Origin of the sequence: Bradyrhizobium vignae, from assembly GCF_900324035.1 — a bacterium.
Taxonomy (GTDB): domain Bacteria; phylum Pseudomonadota; class Alphaproteobacteria; order Rhizobiales; family Xanthobacteraceae; genus Bradyrhizobium; species Bradyrhizobium vignae.
The window spans coordinates 6,707,933-6,727,935 of record NZ_LS398110.1 but is presented as its reverse complement, the minus strand read 5'-3'; the positions used below and the strand labels follow the sequence as shown (position 1 = coordinate 6,727,935).

Below are 20,003 nucleotides of genomic sequence, written 5' to 3'. Positions count from 1 at the left end.
AGACGTGAATTCTTTAGGAGCAAACGAGATCTGAAGAGATCTCGGTAATTTCGATCGCTGATTAATGATTGTCGCCGGCGGGGCCCCAAGGTATCCTGGGCTAGCACGCGACACAGCCTGGTATGAGCGGATCGGCAGACTGGAATGATGGCAAATGCCTTGCATGAGGCGGGAAGGTGATTCCTATCGTCGCGTCGAGGTGATCACTGGGAGCGTCGCCTGCGACAATGGACGCGCGAATAGAAGGGCCGGATCGTGGTGGAGAGCGTTGAGTAGGGTGTGGGCGTCTCCGAGATAGCGGGTTCATTCCTATCTCAACGGCTATGCGGCCGCGATCGTAGCCGGACCGCCGATTCGCGCGGCTGTGGCGTAGTCTTGGTCACCGTCGCACATTACGGGAAAGCCCGCCGCTGCTGGATGAATGTTCGGCGGTGTGGAGTAGACGGTGATCAACCGTGCTCAAGGCTGGCGCGTTGTGCCACCACTTCCGGCGGCCGGTCGGCCAACGTGATTAGAGGCGTCTAGTTTCAGGTGGTCCAAACGTGGGTCTCGTCCCAAAACCGCAGAGATTCTAACCGGCGCCGGATCCGTATTACGATGCGGCATTTAGCTGGTAGCCCTTGCGCATTTTTGGCCCCTGGAGTCCATATCCGGGCAGGGGGCAGGGGGCAGGGGGCAGAGCATAGGCGTTAAGTTTATTCTTGAGTGTTGGAATCACACGTGATTCCAAGGCGGGATGGCAGACGAATCGCTTCTGAACGAGGACTGGACGAGAGTGGTTGCGCAGCTCGGCGGGGCTGCGCAGCTTGAAATAAGTGCGCGCCAGACGAAGGCTTTCGTGCGGCGGCGCCAAATTCCAGATGCGGTGTCGTTACTTCGGCTGATGCTGGCCTATTGTCTGGGTGAAAGAGGGTTGAGATCGACAGCCGCGTGGGCCGCCGCTGTTGGCCTTGCCGACCTCAGCAGCGTGGCGTTGTTCTATCGCCTGCGTCAATGTGGCGATTGGTTTGCAGTGCTGGTGGAGGGCTTGCTCGCTGCGGCAGCCCCGAAAGCGAGCCGAGGCCGCCTGATCCGCATTATCGATGCGACGACAGTGCCTCAGGCAGGACCGGCTGCGCGCAGGAACAGTGAGCTTTGGCGCGTTCATAGTGCATTCGATCTGCCATATGAGCGCTTTGGTCACTTCGAGCTGACAGATCAGCAAGAGGGCGAAACGTTTGACCGGATACCGGTGGTCAAGAACGAGATCCGCATTGCTGACCGCGCTTATCTGCAACCTGACCGCATCGCCGCTGTCCGCGACGCCGGGGCAGACGTTTTGATCCGAGCGGGCTGGAAGAACGCACGTTGGCTTGATGCCAAAGGCCTTCCGTTCGATCTGATGGCCCAATTGCGTGCGGCGAAGGCGCACGGACTGATCGATCGGAGGATTTGGATCAAACGCAAGGACGGTGCGCCTCTGGCTATGCGCCTGGTCGCAGTCAAGAAGCCCGCCGGTGCAGTCGCGGCTTCGCGTCGTAAAGCCCGGCGCGACGCACAAGACGAAAACCGCGTCATCTCCAAAGAAACTCTGGAAGCCGCGGATTGGGTCATTCTGGTCACGTCGCTCGCACGGGACGAGTTCTCCACCAAGGATGTACTCACGCTCTATCGACTGCGATGGCGCATCGAACTTGGCTTCAAGCGACTGAAGAGTCTGATTGGTCTCAAGACGCCACCTGGAACCGATCCGCGCTCCGCCAAGCCCTACTTGCTGGCACACCTCTTGATCATCCTGCTGCTCGAGCCGCTTGCCCGCGACTTCGAGGACTCTCCCCGCTGGATGCAGGCCGCCTGACGGCACCTGGCGCTTGGCGTGTTTTGCAACAACTCGTTGCATCCTTGCTACAAGCGATCATTCCACAACCAACCATCCGTTGCTTCCGCCGCAGAAAGCGAGCGCTTGGGCGGCACCTGCGCGAGCCTCCTCGAAAACGTCCGTATCAATCGATGCTCGCGCTACCTTAACGCCTATGGGGGGCAGGGGGCAGCCATTTTGAGCAGATTGACGTCGATAGTGTACGACCTGCGGTACAAGACGATCACGTGGCGGATGATTCTCGGTTCGGAATATCTCCGATTGATTTGTCCAGATCATGAGAGAAATACACAGGCCTGACGGGCACCGAAAGCGGCGGGTCGCTGTTAGTGTTGATCTTCCCAACAAATTAGAGAGTGACTGTTCGGGCTTATTTCGTGCTGCGCACGTGTTCGACGCACGCAGCTAGATCGGCCAAGTAGTCATCGAGCGCACGGGCGATCACAGGATTGAGCGCAACGTGAACCGCCCTGGGCGTGATCGACTTGCCGACGTACCACTCATTCTCACCCATGCGATCTGCGACCGCATAGATATCGACGTTCGGATCCATCGACTCGTACAATACTATGCAGAGATCGCTGGGGCGGATCACCCGAAGCCCATTGATCTGTTCTACCCCTGCGATAAGCCGCTCCCTGGTTCCCATGATCACACGTGCGATCTCGCGATAGCCGGCGTGGCCAAGTGTATTCATGACTGCCCATGCTGACGCAATCGAGCCAGCCGCTCGACTACCCTGGAAGGTATTAGTTACATAAGTACCGCGCTGCCAATTGCTGAACTCGAAGCACTGGTACTTCAGATGTTCGCGATCCGATAAAATCAACAAGGACGCGCCCTTTGCGGCGAATCCGTACTTGTGGATATCTGCGGATAAGCTGCAGGTACCGGGAACCGACAAGTCGAATGCTGGGATAGGATAGCCGAGTTCTCGCGCAAAGGGCGCCAGAAATCCTCCTAGACAAGCATCGACGTGAAGCCAGAGGCCACGCTTGTTGGCGAGTTCGCCAATCTCCTCAATGGGATCGAAAACGCCATGTGGATATCCAGGTGCGGAGGCATAAATCATACACGTACGATCGTCGATCGCGGCTTCGAGCAAGCTGATGTCCGCTCGGAAGTCGGATCGCAGAGGAACGCGCACGACTTCCATCCCAAGGTAGTGGGCAGCCTTGTCGGCAGCAGCGTGACCGGAATTGGGCATAACGATCTTGGGACGGTCGATTCCTTTCTCCTTACGTGCCCAGTCTCTGGCAGTCTTAATTGCGAGAAAGATGCTTTCAGTCCCGCCGCTGGTGAATGTTCCTCCAGCGCGGTGACCTCCGCCAAAGAGTCCGATACCCATCTCGATGACTTCCGTCTCGAGCTTTACGACGCTCGGAAACGCCGTACGGCCGAGTGCATTCTCGGTGAAGAACTCCATGTAAGCCTCTTGTGAGATCCGCAAGAGTTCATCAGTGTAGTGATAAATATAAACTGGAAGCCGTCCTGCCCTCCACGCATAGTCCTCTTGCTTCATCTTGCGCAAGCGATCTCTGAGTTCGCTCCAGTTCGTCCCAATTTGGGGCAGCGTGGCCATTACTTCATACCCATGTTTGGAATTCAGGGAATGTGCGGTAAGTCAAATGAGTACCGCGACGAGGGCGGATGAACTTGCCGAAGGGAATCTGGCAGTCTTGACCGTTAGCGACTAGAATGACGACGCTGCTCCGGCAATGCCCGCAGCAAAGCGGGGTCTCGCTGTCGCAGCTATGGGATTGATGTTGATGGGTTGAGTAAGTCTCATCTAAATTCCTGAGCTGGCGAGCACGTCGGCCATCTTCATGGCGATTCGTCACAACACTCCAGCAATTGCTGTGCCATCAAAACAAGCGAGCTTTGCTCGAAGAAAAACCAAAATACGTGCTTCGAAGGTCGCGAAGGCAGAACAGCAGCGCGCCTTCAGCGTGTTGTTGCGGACATTGACGTCTACAGCCTGACACGGCTGAACACGGAGCTCGAAGTATTGGAGAATGGTAGCAGTCGCTCAGTCCAACTCGAACATCCACTCCCAATGGTGATACGCAATGGTAAGCCGTTGGCGATTCACAGCCCCGTCTCGCCAGCGGTCCTGGCTGTTCAGCACCTCGACCTTAGATCTGCACTAACTGATCTTCCGGAAGTGACGCAAAGCGAGCTCAAGCGGCGGCCAGCCCTGCCCGACAATGGCTGCGAACTCAGCAAAGTGGGCTCGGATGGCGCAAAGACGTCATGGTCGTCCGGCAGACCAGTAGGCCTCTTGCGCGAAGAAGCGGCAAGAAGCCTTGGTTCTCGACGCTCTCGATTGTAATGAACCGTATACTGGGCTGCTGACCGCTTCGCAAATCGCAGCCGCGTCAGCGGCGTCATTCCTGGTCCCTCTTCGCATGAAGTCTGACACGGGCCGACGGAATTCATCTTACATTGTCTCCAAACTGCCAAATCTCTCTGCGCCCAGTGGTGAGCGGTGGCGCGGGCGTCTATGCCGACCAGGCAAGGTGTGAGAAGAACGAAATGATCTCGCCTTGCCGTAGGCGATTAATCACTCGACCTTGTCTATCAAACTGGATGGATGTGAAATGCGCGCTTGGAAATATCCAACCCAAATTGTCGAGACTTCATACCGAACGCTCCTGTTGGTGGTTCCGTTCATCACCAATATATCGCCGGCTCCGAGGGAGCGCGGCCGACTTTACCATCAACGGTCGGCTGCGGAATTGTTGAACGAGACGATGTTCACATCGCTGGGCCAGGCCCGCAGCTCCCTCAAATGTTGGCGGGCCGATTACAACGCTGCACAGCCACACTCGCAAGCTGGATAGAAGACGCCGCCCGAGTTTGCCTTCACCTCATCCGCGTCCGAAACTGGCGGGGTGCTATGCTGAGGGCTTCGCCCATCTCCTGCCGCTACAGCTACCGAACCAGCTCAGGGCTGGATAAGACTTTGGGGCAGGATATTTTAGGTTGCGCAGCAGATTCGGATAAGTCCTATGGCCCGGTGCAGGCCTGGTCGTCCACGGGTCGATCCGAGCGCGGCAATCCTATCTGACGCATCACCCGCTTCATGCGCTTGCGATTGACATTCTCGCCGCCGGTCTGCGGCATTTCCGCCGGACGTCTCAGTATCCCGATGACTACTTGGGCCGGCGAAATCCTATTGTCACCTCGCTTGCCGGGACATACTTGCTCTTGCTGCCTCTTCCGGCACAACTTCGCCGGCAAAGAACCGTCGAGGGTTGTCTTCCAAGATTGAGACGATGTCTGTTTGGCTGACGCCGCGGGCGCGCAGCATAGGGATGAAGTCGGTGAAGATGTACGTATGCGACTGCCAAAGCCCCCGTGACTTCAGGTATTCGATCTTAGCCATCTCCTCGGGGGTCGGTTGGCGCGCCGTCGGCTTGCCGAGATAGCCGCATAGACGGTCCATGCTCATTATGATCTGCGCACAAAAGCCGTCGCGCACGAGCTGCGCCACATTGTTGGCGCGAACGTCGTCCCGCTGGACATTCTCCATCCCGATTTGATCGAAGCCGATGTACGAGCCGCCTTCGACTATGCGACGATGATAGGCGACATCTGGATTGGTGCAACAATGGCCGATCAAACAGCGATGTGCGGGGACGCCGCCAATTTCAAACAATTGCTGCTGTTCCGGCCCGGCGCAGCCTTCTGTGGTGTGGGTAATAATCGGCATGCCCGTCGCCTTATGTGCGATGCAGGCAGCAGCGAGGAACTTCTTCTCCTCCTCGGTGGCCACGGGCGCGCCCGTGGAGACCTTGAAGGCGCCGGCCTTTACGCCAGTGTGCCCAATTCCATGGGTGATCTCGCGGATGTAGAGATCGGCGATTTCATCGACGGTGCGGCGGCGCCAGTAGATCGGCAGTCCCATCTTCTCGTAGTAAAATCCGGTCGTACAGATGATCTGCATGCCCGACTTTTCTGAAATCTCCTTGATCATCGTGGCGTCGCGGCCAAGTTCGATAGGACACGGGTCGACAAAGGTGCGCACACCGCATTCTGCGCGAAGTGTCACCAGCCGCCGAACAGCCTCTTCGATCAGTTCCGCTCGGTCGAATCTTGCCAGTGGATCGAACCATGAGCCCGGAAAGGCGATGAACAGATGCTCGTGCATTAGTGTGCGTCCGAGGCTTTCGACTGGGATCGGCCCTGTTACTGTCTGCACCATCATGCGCTGCTTCTCCTCAGGCTTTTGTACATCGTCTGCAATGTGGAGGGAACCGCACCAGGTAAGGAGTGGTCACGGCGAGGAGTCGCCATAACATCGTGCCCAAAAGACAAGCTTCAAAGTTACCGAGCGTTGGCACGAAGGCACGACACCAAGTAGTTCTTCAACAATTGGTAAAGGTTCGTTCACCGGAGTACTTCGTTGAGTCTGGATCCTACTATACGGCCGTCTCGACAAGCGCGAGCACAACAAAAGCAGATTCGTTCCGAACAACTCCGTGAGGGTCAAGTCGAGGCGTCATAGGGCAACTGCGCCACACTTTGTTCAGTTACGTAAGCCAGACATTCGATAGGGCTGCCAACTACCCGTTTTTGTTGTTGCAATATTTCCGGAGCGTATATGCGGAGTTGGCTGCAGTGCGACTCATTTTTCGAATCTCGGAACCTGAGCAGGTCCGAGGCGTCTTTCTGTATCTTGATGAGATTAATAGAGTGCTCGAATCCACAAGCCAGCCAGAAGCGAGCTTGATCTCCTCCCATGGGCTTAGTCCAGTTTGAAGTTCGTTCTGGCCCACGACAAGGACCAGAGCATGAACCGCAGCCGCTTTTCGGAAGAGCATATCATCAGAATTTGAATGAGCATGAGACCGGCCTGTCGGTCGCCGATCTGTCGCAAGCGTGGCGTCAGCGACGCCAGCATGTACAAATGGAAGGAGGTTCGACGGAATGGAAGTGTCGGAGGCCAAGCGGCAAGACGCTGGACGACGTGAACACGCGGCTGAATTGGTGTTGGCGGACGCCATGCTGAACAACGCGGCCTTGAATGACGTGTTGGCAAAGAAATGATGACGCCGGCAGCAAGCGGAAAGCTGTCGCCCATCTCCGAGGCGCCTTCGGGATGAGCGACTGCCGCATGACCATGTGATATCGAACGACCCGGGCGGACGAAGCCGGCCTTCGCCAGCGCATAAGGGCGATCGCGCAGGAGCGCCGTCGTTTCGGCTATCGGCGCCTGCACGTGCTGCTCAAGCGGGAGGGCTATGTGATGAACCACAAGAAGCTTTTACGGCTCTACCGGGAAGAGAGGCTTGCGGTGCGCCGCCGTGGCGGCCGCGAGCGGGCGATCGGGACCCGATCGCCCATGACGGTGGCGATGACGCCGAACGACCGCTGGTCGTGGACTTCGTGTCGGATCAGCTCATCGATGGCCGCCGCTTCCGTATCCTCACCGTCGTCGATGATTGCACCCGCGAGTGCCTAGCGCTGGTAGCCGAGACCTGGCTCTCTGGCACCCGCGTGGCGCGGGAGCTGGACCGAGGTGATGGAACGCGGCAGGCCGAAGATGGTGGTCGGCGAGAACGGCAGCGAGCTCGCCAGCAACGCCATCCTGACATGGGCCGATCAGAGCGGCGTAGCCTGCACCACATCGCGCCGGACAAGCCCATGCAGAATGCCTTCTTCCATAGCTTCAACGGCCGGCTGCGGGATGAACTGTTGAACGAGACGCTGTTCACGTCGCTGGCCCAGGCCCGCATCGCACTCGGATGCTGGCGTGCCGATTAAAACGATGCATGACCACACTCGCGGCTCGGATGGAAGACGCCGTCCGAGTTCGCCTCGATCTGCCATCGGTGCTGGGATCTGCGCTGCGCAATGCCGAGGGCTCCGCGCCGGCTCCCGTCGCTACCACCGCACAACCGAGCAAATCCAACAGCCGGGGCGAACACAGGACTGGATAAAACTTGATGTGGTGGAACGGCCCGCTCCAACAGCATCAAAGTGCTAGAACGTGGTCGTTGTTCGAACGCCACAAAGGAGGGACCGTTCCGTGAAACAGGTTAGCACCATCGGGTTAGATTTGGCCAAGCACGTTTTCCAGGTTCACGGCGCGGATGCGGAGGGCTCGCCCATGTTCAACAGGAAATTGCGGCGCAGCGAGGTTCTGCGCTTCTTCGAGAAACTGCCACCATGCCTGGTGGGGATGGAAGCCTGCGGTAGCGCCCACTATTGGGCGCGCGAGATCGCAGCTCTCGGTCATGAGGTGCGGCTCATTCCGCCGGCTTATGTCAAACCCTTCGTAAAGCGAGGCAAAACGGATGCGGCGGACGCAGAGGCCATCAGCGAAGCGGTGACCCGCAAGACCATGCGCTTCGTCCCGATCAAGACGGCCGAGCAACAGGCTGCCGCGATGGTGCTGAAGACCCGCGCCCTTCTAGGGTCCGGACTCAATTGATCCACCAAGTAACGGCGGCGACCAAGAGGATGGCCGAGAGGAAGTTGTCGGCTCGCTTGTCGTAGCGGGTCGCAATCCGCCTGAAGTCCTTGAGGCGGCAAAACATGCGTTCGATGAGATTGCGTCCTTTGTAGGCCTTCACGTCGTACCGGTGCGGATGCTTGCGAGTTGGATTGGGCGGAATTACTGCCTTTGTTCCGCGCTCGGCCAACCACTCACGCAGGCTATTGGCGTCATAGGCCCTGTCAGCAAGCAATCGTCGAGCAGGTGAGACGGCAGGCAGCAGATCGCGCGCCGCCGTGAGGTCATGGCAGTTGCCAGGCGTGATCACGAAGGCGATCGGACGTCCATAATCCTCGGTCAGCGCGTGGATTTTGGTGGTGCGTCCGCCTCGCGAGCGGCCGACCGCCTGCTGGAAGTCCCCCTTTTGCGCCCGCCGCCGAGCGGTGGGCTTTGATGTGGGTCGCGTCGATGGACATTGTCCCGACCCGGCCGGTTGAGCCAGTCAAGGCGTAGAAAATATTGCCCCACACGCCTTGGCGGCTCCAGCGATTGAAGCGGTTATAGATGGTCGTGTAGGGGCCGTAATCTGCCGGGCAGTCTCGCCAGCGTGCGCCCGATCGCAGCATGTGGAGGATCCCGCTGATCACGCGTCGGTCATCCACGCGATGGGCGCCGCGCCGCCCACGTGGCAACAGCGGTTCAATCCGCTTCCACTCCGCCTCACTCAGCCAATATAGCTTTTGCCCCATCAAGCCCCCTTCGACTCGGAGGTCTTGAATCACAACTCCGCCTCAGCGGGAATCCCTATTGAGTACAGACCCTAGTGCGGCAGCGAACGCAGGCGGTCAACGCGTTGCGCGCGCATCTGGCCGAATTGGGCATCATCGCCACCGCTGGCCTGGCAAAGGTTGAGGCGCAGGTCGCAATCGTACGGGATGAGTCAGATGCTCGCCTGCCCGCAGCAGCGCGCTTCGCGCTGAGGGCTATTGCCGACGAGATTGAAGCTTCAGCCGACCAAATCGAGAGGCTCGAGCGCGCGATTGTTGTGGAGACCAAGCACGACGAGGACATGCGTCGGTTGACCACGATACCTGGCGTCGGCGCCATCACGGCGGCGACCATCAAGGCGCTCGTGCTGGATCCCGGGGGGGTCAAGTCGGCTCGCCACTTTGCCGCCTGGCTGGGATTGACGCCGCGGCCTCATTCAAGCGGAGCAAAGAGCGACTGGGAGGAATATCGAAGATGGGAAATCCGGAACTCCGCTCTCTGCTCGTTGTCGGGGCGACTGCCGTCTTGCGGGTTGTCCGAAACGACGCTCGGGCGCGGCCGTGGCTGAAGGCGCTTCTCGCCAGACGGCCCTCCAAGGTTGCCGCGGTCGCGCAGGCCAACAAGACGGCGCGGATCATCTGGGCGCTTCTGAACAAGGGCGGGACGTACCGACGTCCCGACCCGCTGACTGCCGCGGCCGCCGTCTGATGGACGCAGTGACCGCCAAAGGATCTGACCGGCGCAGGCCGGCAGAGGGCAAGGTGCAACAACAGCCGATGAACCCATGGGACGACATCCCGAAACGAGTGAAGCTACTGCCCCCAATGCGCTCAAACGCGTAAACTTGATTTAGCTCCTCGTTCCGCGGATCTCATCGAGGCCAGCGGCCATGTGCCGCGCGCAAAGGCCGGACATATGACCGCACCGTTCCAATGTGTGAAATCGACTGAAAAAGCTCTTGCCACGCGGGCCGTTCCACATATGGGGGCAAGGTCACTCGCAATGCTCTACACGACCCGCATTTTCGCAGGTGGCCTCGCAGCTCAAATACAGGTTTCGGAGTGGCTTTTCAGTTTCTCCATGTTCATTTTCACGTCGCTCGCGCTAATCAAGCGCTACGTTGAACTGGCGACGAGGCTCGACCGCGGCCTCTCGGATCGTTCAGGCCGCGACTATAGGATCGGCGATCTTGATGTCGTTGCGGCTCTGGCTGCTGCAGCTGGCTTGAATGCTGTCACAATCTTTGCATTCTATGTTACGTCTCCCGATGTACAGATATTATATCGACACCCGATGGCACTATGGCTTATCTGTCCAATTCTTCTCTAGTGGATAGGCCGGGCACTCATGATGGCGCACCGGCGTCTGATGGACGACGACCCAGTCGTCTGGGCATTAAGGGACCGTCCTAGCGCAATAGCTGTCGCATCTATGATTGCGATAGTTATCATCGCCATTTGATGCAGCTAAGTTTCGATGGCACCAAATCGCGCAAACGCTGTTCTCATCCTGGGCGCCACGTCGAACGTTTCGAGGGCCAGCTGCGCTTGCCTTTGCCCGGAGACGCTGGATAGTGCGCGTCACAGGACGCTCGCTGCCTGAACTACAGCGTGAGGCTACCGACTCGCACGGTAGCCAGGTCACGATCCACCAATTTGACGTACTCGACATCAGGTCATTTGTAGCCTTCGCGATGCATTTCCGGATCTACCCGATGTCGTCATTTCGGTCGACCTCCTTGGTAAGTAACCGCGCGCCCAAATTGACCTTGATGGCTCGACAGATCATGCGAACAAACTATGATGGCCCCTCGTTGATCCTCGGCCTCTTTGCAGAACGATTTGCCGCACGCGGACGCGGGTCCATTGTCGAATCTCATCTGTTGCAGGAATCCGGTGAAGAGGCTCGAATTATGTTTATGGTTCCGCAGAAGTAAGACTGACAGCGTTTCCTTCGGGTTTGCGAAATCGTCTGCCGATCAACGGCAGCAACGTTCACGTGATGACCTTCCATACGAAACAGAATGACCAGCAACATGAGGCTGCCACCGGTCCTCACGGCCGTTCCCGCCTAGCTGGGGGAAGCCATACTGGAGGGCTTCGACCGACGCAAAGACGTGATTTCCGTAAGGTCCATATGGTCCTTCTGAAGCTGGTCATCCCGCCTGATGCCAAAACGTTTTTTTTATAGCAAAGGCGATGCAACGGCGGTGGCCCGCTCAGGACGAGAATCGCTCGTTGCCATGCGAGGCGGTCAACGCCCGGCATTTTGGCCGACTCCACTTGCACTAGAGTGTTGTCAGATCTGAGTTCGCTCTGGTGGTGGATTTGTGCCGTTGGGCGCGAAGCGCGGATCGGCACTCGGCATTGTGTCGTGCTGAAGGCTTGTGGCGCTGAAAAGATTGCAGGTTTTTGCAACTCCACCTAGCTACCTTTTTGCAGGAGATTGAAGTTGAACGCTCCGCATCCGCATCGCAGCGCTTCCTTTTTTCCTCGGTCGGGAACAACGAATAACATTTCGTTGCAGGTCTCGCAGGCGAATGCGCCGGTAAACGTCCGGAATGCCTCCACAACCGGAGCAAAGTCCTGGTTCTTCAGGTCGGCCCATTCATTGAAATGCACGGCGGTGTTAATCTGCCAGTTCTCATAGCCAGTCTTGGTCTTGGCTTGGCCGAACGCGGTTTCGATCGCGGTGATGCGCTCGACGACGTCTTTCTGATTCCAGGAGTGGGCGGCTACTTTTGCTTTCTTGAGCAAGTCGCCGAGCGTGCTGGTCGCCCTCGGAAGAAGTTCGCCGAGCATGAACTGGGCATCGCCACGGAATTCCACACTGGCGCGCAGGCGATCGCATGCTTCTTTGGCGAAATGCTCAAGGTAGTGGCGCAGCAGCGCAGCGGCGCCCCGCACGTCGTTCTTCGCGACATAAACTTCCAGTTCGGCCCAGACATCGCGATCGTCCCATTCGGTCGGACCGAAATCAACCGTCCAGGTGCGGAAGTGCGCAAAGTTGCGGCTTCTGATGAGGCCTTCCGATTTCATATGCCGCAGCCAGATCTCATCATGCGTCGTGAAGATGAACTGGGTGTTGGGGAATCTGTCTTTCAGGAGAGCGCACACCTGACGTCGGTGGCCAGCGTCGACAGACATCAACACGTCATCGAGGACTGCGAAGGTAAAATTCATCCCGAGCAGATGGTTCATGAGGGCAAGGTAGAGGCAGAGGCCCATGCCATCTTGATGGCCCTCGCTATGATATGCGCCCGGAGGGAAATGCCCGCGCCCATAGAAGTCTACGTCGAAGCCGAGCTTGCCGATCGAGGGCATGAGCTTCGCCGTGAAGGAGCTTTCGTCGTCCTCGTTGATTTTTCGGTAATAACTCGCGAAGGCCGCCTCAACCTCCTTGTAGATCCTTTCGAGCGCAGCGGTAGTCACCGTCCCATAGGTGCTAGACACCTTTGTGGCGCGCTCGGCGCGAAGCTTGCCGGCCGCCAGTTTCAAACGCGCCGTCCGATAGTGTTCAAGCCGCTCCTGCGCCAGCACAAGGAAGTCGCGCGCGGTATCCTGCCGGGTCGGCTCCGGAATCGCCCCGATGGTTGCATCGAAAGCGATCATCGTCGGCTCCAGATCCGGGACGATGTGGACGGCCGCGAGAATCGCGCGCGTGTCTTCGAGCGGCAAAAGCTTCTGAAGCTGCTCGTATCGGCCACGTAGAACGGTCCTGAATTTCGTCAGCTCGGAGGCGTCGATCCTAGGCGATAACAGGCTCGCATAGTCGATCATGATGTTCAGCGCGGTGCCGGCGGCATGAAGACGGTCAAGGATCGGCTTCAGCTCCGCTTCGAGGGCGGCCCGTCGCTTGCTCACATCGTCGAGGTGGGCGAGCCTTGCGGCGAGATGACCCTTGAAGACAGTGGGCTCGAATGGCGTGTCGCAGACCGGGCAAGCCGTTCCATCGTAGAGGTCCAGCGCCGACTTTAGAAGCGCTTCGCGCGACAGGCCGGTGAGGCTGTCTGCATCCTTGCCGAGTTCGGCCGCGTTGAAACTGGCGGTTGAGCAGGCCTGTTTGAACGTGTCGGCCTGGAGCGCCTGGACTGCTTCCTTCAGCGTGGCAAGGTCGGCAGCGGCTTGTGTCTTAGGCACACGGCTCGCCCCACTGGCGGCGATCGCGGTCAGCCCATCCTTCAGCGACGTGTTGGCGTCGAGCTCCGGCAGAGGGGCCAGCCCAAGAAGTGCACGATGTGGATTGACCGCATCGAGGACCGACTTCCTGGTGAGCTGGGCGGTGTCGAGCGCTGCAAGAAGATTCGTGACTGCGTCGTTCTCTGCTCGTTCGAGGCCAGCAAGGTCTTTGGCAGCGTTGTTGGCGATCTTCTGCAGGACGGCGCGGAGCTTCTCGACGTCGTCGAGACGCAGAAGTGACTGAACCTCCTTCGCTCGCTGCCCTGGTTCGGAGAGGACATAGCGGATCAGTTCGCGGCGTGAGAGCACGAATTCGGGGTGGAGATTGACGCTCTCGAACGCCGCGATAACATCCTTGTCGGCAGGCGTGATTTCCGGCGCGCTCGCCGATTTCACGGATCGCCGAATCCGGGCCTTCTTGTTGCCGAGCCCGGGAAGCGTGACGTCGATTGTTACCGACGCGGCCCCTGGCTTGTTGCGACTGTCGACGTGCGGGCCGTGCGCTTTGACAGAAAGGCCTCCGGTCCCGGCGCCGGCCAGGCGGGAGATGTTGCCGGTCAGAGCGAACTCGATCGCGTCGACGATGCCGCTCTTGCCGGTCCCATTCGGTCCGCATGCAGCGAAGTTCTGGCCCTTGAACTCGAGGGTCAGGTTACGGATGCCGCGAAATTCCTTAACATGTATCGTGTCGATCCGGATCATGGCGCATCCGGAAACAGTGCGGCTCGTATGGCGGGTTCGTGGAGCATGCCCTCTTCAAGTACGACCTTGCGGAGCCCCGACGTCACTTCCCCGAGTCCTTCCTCCTTCTCCAGAACATCGAAGAACTCGCCAAGAATGGTGGCGGCGACGGATTTAACTTTCGCGGGCGGCTCAGCCGCCTCGATCTTATCTTCCCTGGTGTCCAAGCTGTTTACCCCGCTGCGCGCTCAGCGCGATGATTTTGCTCGCCATAACTCGCCGGCTGTTCGCGATGCACCCGTCATCGACGATCGTAGCTCGTTGCCTCGCGAGCACTTGCTAAGTGGCTTGATGATGTTTTGTCGTCAATTCTTTTGAGCCTTCACAAGTCCGCTCGCAACTTCCGTCCCTAGCTCCGACCCGCACAGATGACAGCTTTGAGACCATAAGTCGTGGTCTCAGTATCATATCACGCAAGTAAAGCGCGACCAAATTTCGGTTAGAGGCTGCTGTTGAAACCAGAAGTTCTGTACAGAGCGTACATATCTCCAACTTCGTCGCCTAAATTATAGCGATTCATTTCGTCCGAAAGGTACCAATGTCCAACCTACATCCTCATCTTCGGGCGCTTCGCCAGTGCCAGCGGTTTTGAAGAGGGATGCTGCCATTTGTCTGCCTGGCCTCGGATGCAGAGCACAGGTCCGTATGGTCGCGAATGTCACCTTTAGCGTCGGGGTTTGCTAGCTGCGAGACCATTGTTCGATCTGAATGAATCCACTGCGACTCCCAGGACGGCTCGAATCAAATTCGAGCTTCGGGGCGAATGGGTCCGGGCATGCATGGCCGGGGCACGTTCCGTTGATCTCCGCCAAAGAGTATTCGCCCGCTCTATGGCGGTCTGTCGCGTCGACCGGCCGCGGTGCAGCTTCGGCATCAGCGCAATCCGCCGGCGGGGCCGACCGAAGGAGGCTGGCGACACCGTCTCCCAAACAGCAAGGAAGAGACCGCAAGTCGTGGAGCATCGGGCGAAGTGCCAGTTAATTCTGGAAAGCTGTGGCGGCGACGCCGGACGTCACGCATGCCGAGCTGCGGCACCAGTTGAAGAACGATGGCGTAAACGCTCCGAGTATCTACCTCGTGAATACGAGTTCGAGCGAACACTAAGCCGATCTCCACGTCGCTCTCGATTTACCGAATTCGCCTCGCGATGCTTCTGATTAAACCCGCGATGGCCCAGATGGTGCGGGGCAGTAGTGAAGTTCTGGGGACGCGCTCTCATTATTTTCCGGCCTGTGACCAGCCCGACGACGTTCGCCTTTTAATGTAGGGTATCTCGCGGACACGGCGTCTCGGAAATCCGACCACTGTCTTTGACCTGAACGCGTCACCTCGCCGATCCTCATGGTGCATCCTCGCCGCATACCGCAACCGGCACAGCGCGCGCCTTGCTGCAGTTCATCGAAATCTCAGCTCGTCGGACGGCAGCCCGGCGGACGAAGACACTTGCTGCCTTATCGCGCAGCGGGCGAGGTCCCGCTGCGGATCCAGATTCTGACGCGCGGCTTTCAAGATCTCGCCGACAGGGCCGCATGGCAAGGGGAAATGCCCGTGCGCTATTGCGGTACAGACTCGCTGTAGTGCTCATTGACTATCAGTTCAGGATTGAACCAGGCGTGGGACAATACCGACCGGAGAAAGCAGATCGTTCGCACGGTTCGGACGAATTTGACGCGCGAGTTCTGTACGTCGGATACAGGCCATTCGCTGGAACCTGATAAGGTTGAGAACGCGCCAATGATGGCAACAAGATTCCTCATCAACTGGCGACCAACGGTATCGTGTCTGGCGCAAACGCTCCCTAGTGGCGCCTTGAGCTTGACAGACGTTGTGATCGGGCAATCACAACGTTGCACTTCGCGAGCTGTAGAGCCATTCGATCGAGAAGAACATTCGATCGAGAAGAAATGGATTGAGAGTAAGACGCGTATTGGGATGTGGCTACCTGGCGGCTGTCTTTGCGGGCCGTTTCAGGAACTCAGCAGGCTTAACGTCGAGCGTGTCGGCAAGGCGACCTATGATTTTGATGCTGACGTAGTACGTACCCTTTTCAAGCTTGCTCAAATAGCTCCTGCTGATCTCGGCCTCGAAAGCAAGTTCGTCTTGCGACCATCTCCTCGCGTTGCGCAGACGGCGCAAATTAGTGGCGAATGTCTCCCGCAAATCCATGCGGGACAGGAAGCCGCTTGTTCGACATACTGCACCTCGATATACTTCACAAAACGTCATCTCATGCGCATTGAGAACCGAAACTGCTCAATCTGCTGCAGGTGCGCAAGATCATCCGGCGGAAATCACCTCCTAAACCAGCATTGAAGGGTTACGTAGCCAGAGGAAATGGATTGAGAGCAAGACCTGTATTGGAATTGGTCTAGCTTAGCGCCCTCTTTTTTGAAGGACCGTTTCAGGAGCTCAGCAGGCTCAACGTCGAGCTTGTCGGCAAGGCGACCTATGATTTTGATGCTGACGTAGTACGCGCCCCTTTTCGAGCTTGCTCAGATAGCGCTCCGGCTGATCCTGGCTTCGTAGGCAAGCTCGTCTTGGACCACCCCCTCACATTGCGCAGACGGCGCAAATTGGTGGCGAATGTCTCCCACAAATCCATGCGGGAAAGGATGACGCTTGCTCGATATACCGCACCTCGATATACTTCACAAAGTGCCTCTCGTGCACGTTATGGACGGAAACCCCCCGTCAGTTTCCCGTCCGTTCGCAAGATCATGCAGACCACCACTCGATCCTCTCGTCATTGATGCTGTTCCGGTTAATTCGATGCCCATGGTCCATGATGAACCCCTGACGTATTGCCGGCTTCTCGATCGGGAAACCGCCGGCGTCGGCCGGGAAAAGGTTGCTCGGACCGTGCTGCATATCGGTCCAGCGCGGGCCCGTGCGTGCTCGCGAACGGCCGCTAGCCGTTTGGTGGGCGCCAGATGGAAGGACAACCGAGGTTGCTGCGGCTTTCGTGGCGGTCGCGCGGCCAAATAGCAAAATTTGGTCATGTGGCGTTCAAAACCGGGAACGAAGTTCTTACCGGCCGGCTGGACCGAGCAGCCAAATCGTCGGCCAGCGAGCACGCAACGGGTTCTTCCGCCAAACCCCCACGGGTCGATGCCAGCTGGTCGGCAACAAGGGAGCCGGCGCTTACACTGGCCCAAACGGAGCCATCGTAATCGAAACAAACGGCGGGTCGGGACCACCAGGATGTCCGATAGCAGCCTCCGATCGACGATCTGCAGGAAAGGTTTCCGCAAGCCGCGACAATCGGGCTGGTGTCAAGATGCCATGAATACAGCTACCATCGCGCGGATTTATCGACGTTTTTCGGTTTGGTAGGAGATCCAGGCGTGCAGCCCGATTCCAAGATTGCAGATTTGGCGCCGAGTGCTCCCGAGCTCACGTCGTACGACGAGCAGCACGCCGTTACTTATATGCGCCTTCTCGATGCCGAAGCTGACAACGCTGATTGGCGCGAAGTCGCGCGCATTGTTCTGGGCTTCGATCCGACCCTTGAGCCGGATCGCGCACGCCGTGCGTTCGAAAGTCATCTGGCTCGCGCCAAGTGGGCTGCGCGTCTCGGCTATCGTGATCTCTTGCGCGGGGGGTGGCCGAAAAGCGAAGAGTGAAGGGGGCGCGAAACCGACGCGACCTTCTTTCCCATCGCACCAGCAGATCATTCCATCGCGAAAGCGCCTGAGTAGGGGAGACCTGCACGCGCACGACCAGAAACCGTCACAATTGTCGGGCTGCAATTCTCTTGCGTGCGCATCGAGAACATGCGGGGGAAATGAGAGTGATGCCGGGTGCCGATTGGAGATCAGAAAGCGCGTACGGTGAGGTCAGACAAGCAGAAGCTGCCGACATCGCCTGGGAGTGGCTTCGCCGCGACGGCGAGTATCAAAAGGCCTTCACGGCTCTGGCGGGTAGCGAACTTTCCAGCGCCGCGAGCGATGACTTTCGACGAAAGTGGGGGCTGACGTTTTGCAGCCGATCCGAAAAAGGCGTTCGACAAACAAGCCGTTTTCTGGGCGCCTGAGACGCTGTCGAGCGTGCTAGCCGTTCGCCCGGCCATCTGCTCGACGAACTCCGAATCATATGAGCTTGATTTCGCCAAACTGGCAGGCGGGAACCTTCGGCATGCGCCAGATGGATGGCATGGCATCGTGCCGCTCGGAGGAGTGCAGCCTCGCCTTTGGTTAAAGGAGCTTCCGTCGAGCGGCTCATTGGCTACGGTCGACCTACCGCTCGACCGCGACTTCGACTTCCGCTTGCAGGCAGCACATCGATTTTGGCGGGCGCTCGAGCAGCACCCTCTCGGACCGCCTCCTCTTGCTCTACCGCCCCAAGCCCGTCTTCGCCTCGTCCTCGCTCTGCGTGCGCTGGATGGGTGGCTGGAAGGGAATAGCTATCGCAAAATCGCGGAAGGCCTGTTCGGCAAAGCTCGCATTCCGGATCGAGGCTGGAAAACACACGATCTGCGCCGCCGGACCATCCGTCTGGTTCAGAAGGGGCTGCTTCTCATGCGGGGCGGTTATCGCGACTTGCTGCGTCACAAACGCAAAGACAACGAGGATACCTCCTGAGCTCTTGACGGGCCGGCTGCCCGACTTGTGTTGTGCTTAAGCGCAATTCACGGCCCGAGCCTCCTGTGCTGCTCCGGCCGGCCTGAACGGGTCCGCAAATACATTGCGCGTTCATCCGACAACCAAGGCTACGGCGCTGTCTAGCGAACCTGTCGATGCACAGATCGCGGCTCCTTCTGACAGCAATAGCCGAACCACGCATCGGTCGGCCGATATCACGGTCGCGCTCTTTGGCTTTAGCTGGCGCCCGGACCAATCGCGGTGGTTTTCGATGCGGCACTCGTGTTTTTCCAGTTCGTACCACGCCGAGATCGAGCCGTACGACACGGAGCGCGCCGGAAAGCGTGCTCCCTCGTCTTCCGGATAGCGCTCAATTTCCAAGATGCTGACCTGGCGAGCTCGTCTGCCGCTCTTTGCTCCTTTCGCGACTGGCTTCAAGTCAACGCGATCCCTGCGAAACGATGGCTCAGGAGATGCTAGTGTCGTCCCCACCCGCGGTCGTTTCTGATACCGCCATCAAGGTTGTTGCGACCATCTCCACAACATCGACGCGTTCCCGCTTGAGCCCGCGTTCTCGGCAACGCCCATTATGATGGATAGACCTAGACCAGCAAAGGCGAGGGAGAGACCAAAAAATGGATTGAGAGTACGACATGTGTCGGGCTGGGTCTATCTAGCGACCTCTCTTTGTGGGCCGCTTCAGGAATTCAGCCGGCTCGACGTCGAGCTTGTCAGCAAGGCGGCCTATAATCTTTATGCTGACGTAGTACGCGCCTTTTTCAAGCTGGCTCAGATAGCTCCGGCTTATCTTTGCTTCCAAGGCAAGCTCGTCCTGCGACCATCTCCTGGCATTGCGCAGACGGCGTAAATTGGTGGCGAATGTCTCCCGCAAGTCCATGCGGGAGAGGATGCCGGTTGCTCGGTATACTGCACCTCGATATACTAGACAAAGTGACGTCGCATGCGCGTTATGAACGAAAACTACTTCGATTGCGCATTCGAAAGAGCATGCTGGGAACGCCCCGCGACCTTCTCATTGCTCGTTTTGGTCCGGGTGATACCCAATGCTCTCCGCTCCTGACGAGAAGCATCCGATAACGGTGGCGCATGCTTGATGCCGGCGCGCGGGCGCCGACTGGGCGAAAGTTGCTCGGTTGGTACTGCATATCGATCCAGATCGCGGGCAAGCGCGATCGCGAAGCGCAGATGATCATTCAACACACTCCAAAAAGTGGGATGACCGGCCAAAGCTGCCGCGGCGTGCTTCGCCGTCCCGCGAGATACCAAAGCCGAAGCTCGTAGGTGAGAACACGGCTTCCGAACTGGGCAGGCGCTTACCTCTCCACTGGCTCGATCCCGCCGAACGAGCAAGAAGCGGACGCATGCCGGTAGAAAGCTTCTCGGCCAAGGACATTCGATGGCGGTCGACAATCGAC

12 protein-coding genes and 4 pseudogenes are annotated in these 20,003 nt (G+C 58.4%); 9 read left to right on the top strand and 7 right to left on the bottom strand.

What is annotated here, in order from left to right; all coding sequences use genetic code 11:
* The first annotated feature begins 736 nt into the window (after positions 1-736).
* Positions 737-1,837: an IS4 family transposase gene (locus tag BRAD3257_RS32540; RefSeq protein WP_122405267.1), complete on the top strand. Its 1,101-nt coding sequence runs from the start codon at positions 737-739 to the stop codon at positions 1,835-1,837.
* 391 nt (positions 1,838-2,228) lie between these two features.
* Here the strand turns inward: BRAD3257_RS32540 and BRAD3257_RS32535 are convergent, their stop codons facing one another.
* The gene (locus BRAD3257_RS32535) at positions 2,229-3,440 is read right to left on the bottom strand and encodes a pyridoxal phosphate-dependent decarboxylase family protein (RefSeq protein WP_122405266.1); all 1,212 of its coding nucleotides are present in this window, start codon (positions 3,438-3,440) and stop codon (positions 2,229-2,231) included.
* Between the two features lie 1,018 nt (positions 3,441-4,458).
* Here BRAD3257_RS32535 and BRAD3257_RS42375 point away from each other — a divergent pair.
* Positions 4,459-4,701: an integrase core domain-containing protein gene (locus tag BRAD3257_RS42375; RefSeq protein ID WP_122405265.1), complete on the top strand. Its 243-nt coding sequence runs from the start codon at positions 4,459-4,461 to the stop codon at positions 4,699-4,701.
* 338 nt (positions 4,702-5,039) lie between these two features.
* Here the strand turns inward: BRAD3257_RS42375 and BRAD3257_RS32525 are convergent, their stop codons facing one another.
* The gene (locus BRAD3257_RS32525; protein WP_122405264.1) at positions 5,040-6,068 is read right to left on the bottom strand and encodes a phosphotriesterase family protein; all 1,029 of its coding nucleotides are present in this window, start codon (positions 6,066-6,068) and stop codon (positions 5,040-5,042) included.
* Between the two features lie 586 nt (positions 6,069-6,654).
* Here BRAD3257_RS32525 and BRAD3257_RS32520 point away from each other — a divergent pair.
* A pseudogene (locus BRAD3257_RS32520) lies at positions 6,655-7,803 on the top strand (IS3 family transposase).
* Positions 7,804-7,892: 89 nt separating this feature from the next.
* Positions 7,893-8,279, top strand: a pseudogene (locus tag BRAD3257_RS32515) (IS110 family transposase); the annotation flags it as partial.
* A 10-nt stretch (positions 8,280-8,289) separates the two neighbouring features.
* On the opposite strand, the pseudogene BRAD3257_RS32510 reads toward BRAD3257_RS32515, so the two are convergent.
* A pseudogene (locus tag BRAD3257_RS32510) lies at positions 8,290-9,049 on the bottom strand (IS5 family transposase).
* 71 nt (positions 9,050-9,120) lie between these two features.
* Between BRAD3257_RS32510 and BRAD3257_RS32505 the strand changes: the two are divergent.
* Positions 9,121-9,776, top strand: a pseudogene (locus tag BRAD3257_RS32505) (IS110 family RNA-guided transposase); the annotation flags it as partial.
* A 207-nt stretch (positions 9,777-9,983) separates the two neighbouring features.
* Positions 9,984-10,397 carry a hypothetical protein gene (locus tag BRAD3257_RS32495; RefSeq protein ID WP_160118894.1) on the top strand — a complete coding sequence of 138 codons (414 nt, stop codon included), beginning with the start codon at positions 9,984-9,986 and terminating at the stop codon, positions 10,395-10,397.
* A gap of 1,094 nt (positions 10,398-11,491) precedes the next feature.
* On the opposite strand, the gene BRAD3257_RS32485 is transcribed toward BRAD3257_RS32495, so the two are convergent.
* The 3 genes from BRAD3257_RS32485 to BRAD3257_RS32475 all read right to left on the bottom strand — a co-directional run bounded on the left by BRAD3257_RS32485 (position 11,492) and on the right by BRAD3257_RS32475 (position 16,153).
* Positions 11,492-13,948, bottom strand: coding sequence for an AAA family ATPase (locus BRAD3257_RS32485; RefSeq protein ID WP_122405260.1), 2,457 nt, complete (start codon positions 13,946-13,948; stop codon positions 11,492-11,494).
* On the bottom strand, positions 13,945-14,154 hold the full coding sequence (locus BRAD3257_RS32480) for a hypothetical protein (RefSeq protein WP_122405259.1): 210 nt from the start codon (positions 14,152-14,154) through the stop codon (positions 13,945-13,947). The genes BRAD3257_RS32485 and BRAD3257_RS32480 overlap by 4 nt, the downstream gene beginning before the upstream one ends.
* A gap of 1,771 nt (positions 14,155-15,925) precedes the next feature.
* Entirely contained in the window at positions 15,926-16,153 is a 228-nt protein-coding gene (locus BRAD3257_RS32475) for a helix-turn-helix domain-containing protein (protein WP_122405258.1), read from the bottom strand.
* Positions 16,154-17,331: 1,178 nt separating this feature from the next.
* Between BRAD3257_RS32475 and BRAD3257_RS32470 the strand changes: the two genes are divergently transcribed.
* The 3 genes from BRAD3257_RS32470 to BRAD3257_RS32465 all read left to right on the top strand — a co-directional run bounded on the left by BRAD3257_RS32470 (position 17,332) and on the right by BRAD3257_RS32465 (position 18,567).
* Positions 17,332-17,610: a DNA -binding domain-containing protein gene (locus BRAD3257_RS32470; protein ID WP_122405257.1), complete on the top strand. Its 279-nt coding sequence runs from the start codon at positions 17,332-17,334 to the stop codon at positions 17,608-17,610.
* Between the two features lie 170 nt (positions 17,611-17,780).
* The gene (locus BRAD3257_RS39470; protein ID WP_145987069.1) at positions 17,781-18,020 is read left to right on the top strand and encodes a transcriptional regulator domain-containing protein; all 240 of its coding nucleotides are present in this window, start codon (positions 17,781-17,783) and stop codon (positions 18,018-18,020) included.
* 187 nt (positions 18,021-18,207) lie between these two features.
* The gene (locus tag BRAD3257_RS32465) at positions 18,208-18,567 is read left to right on the top strand and encodes a DUF2285 domain-containing protein (RefSeq protein ID WP_244607783.1); all 360 of its coding nucleotides are present in this window, start codon (positions 18,208-18,210) and stop codon (positions 18,565-18,567) included.
* Positions 18,568-19,240: 673 nt separating this feature from the next.
* On the opposite strand, the gene BRAD3257_RS32460 is transcribed toward BRAD3257_RS32465, so the two are convergent.
* A complete protein-coding gene (locus BRAD3257_RS32460; protein ID WP_122405255.1) occupies positions 19,241-19,465 on the bottom strand; it encodes a helix-turn-helix domain-containing protein in 225 nt (74 codons plus the stop codon).
* Positions 19,466-20,003: the final 538 nt, after the last annotated feature.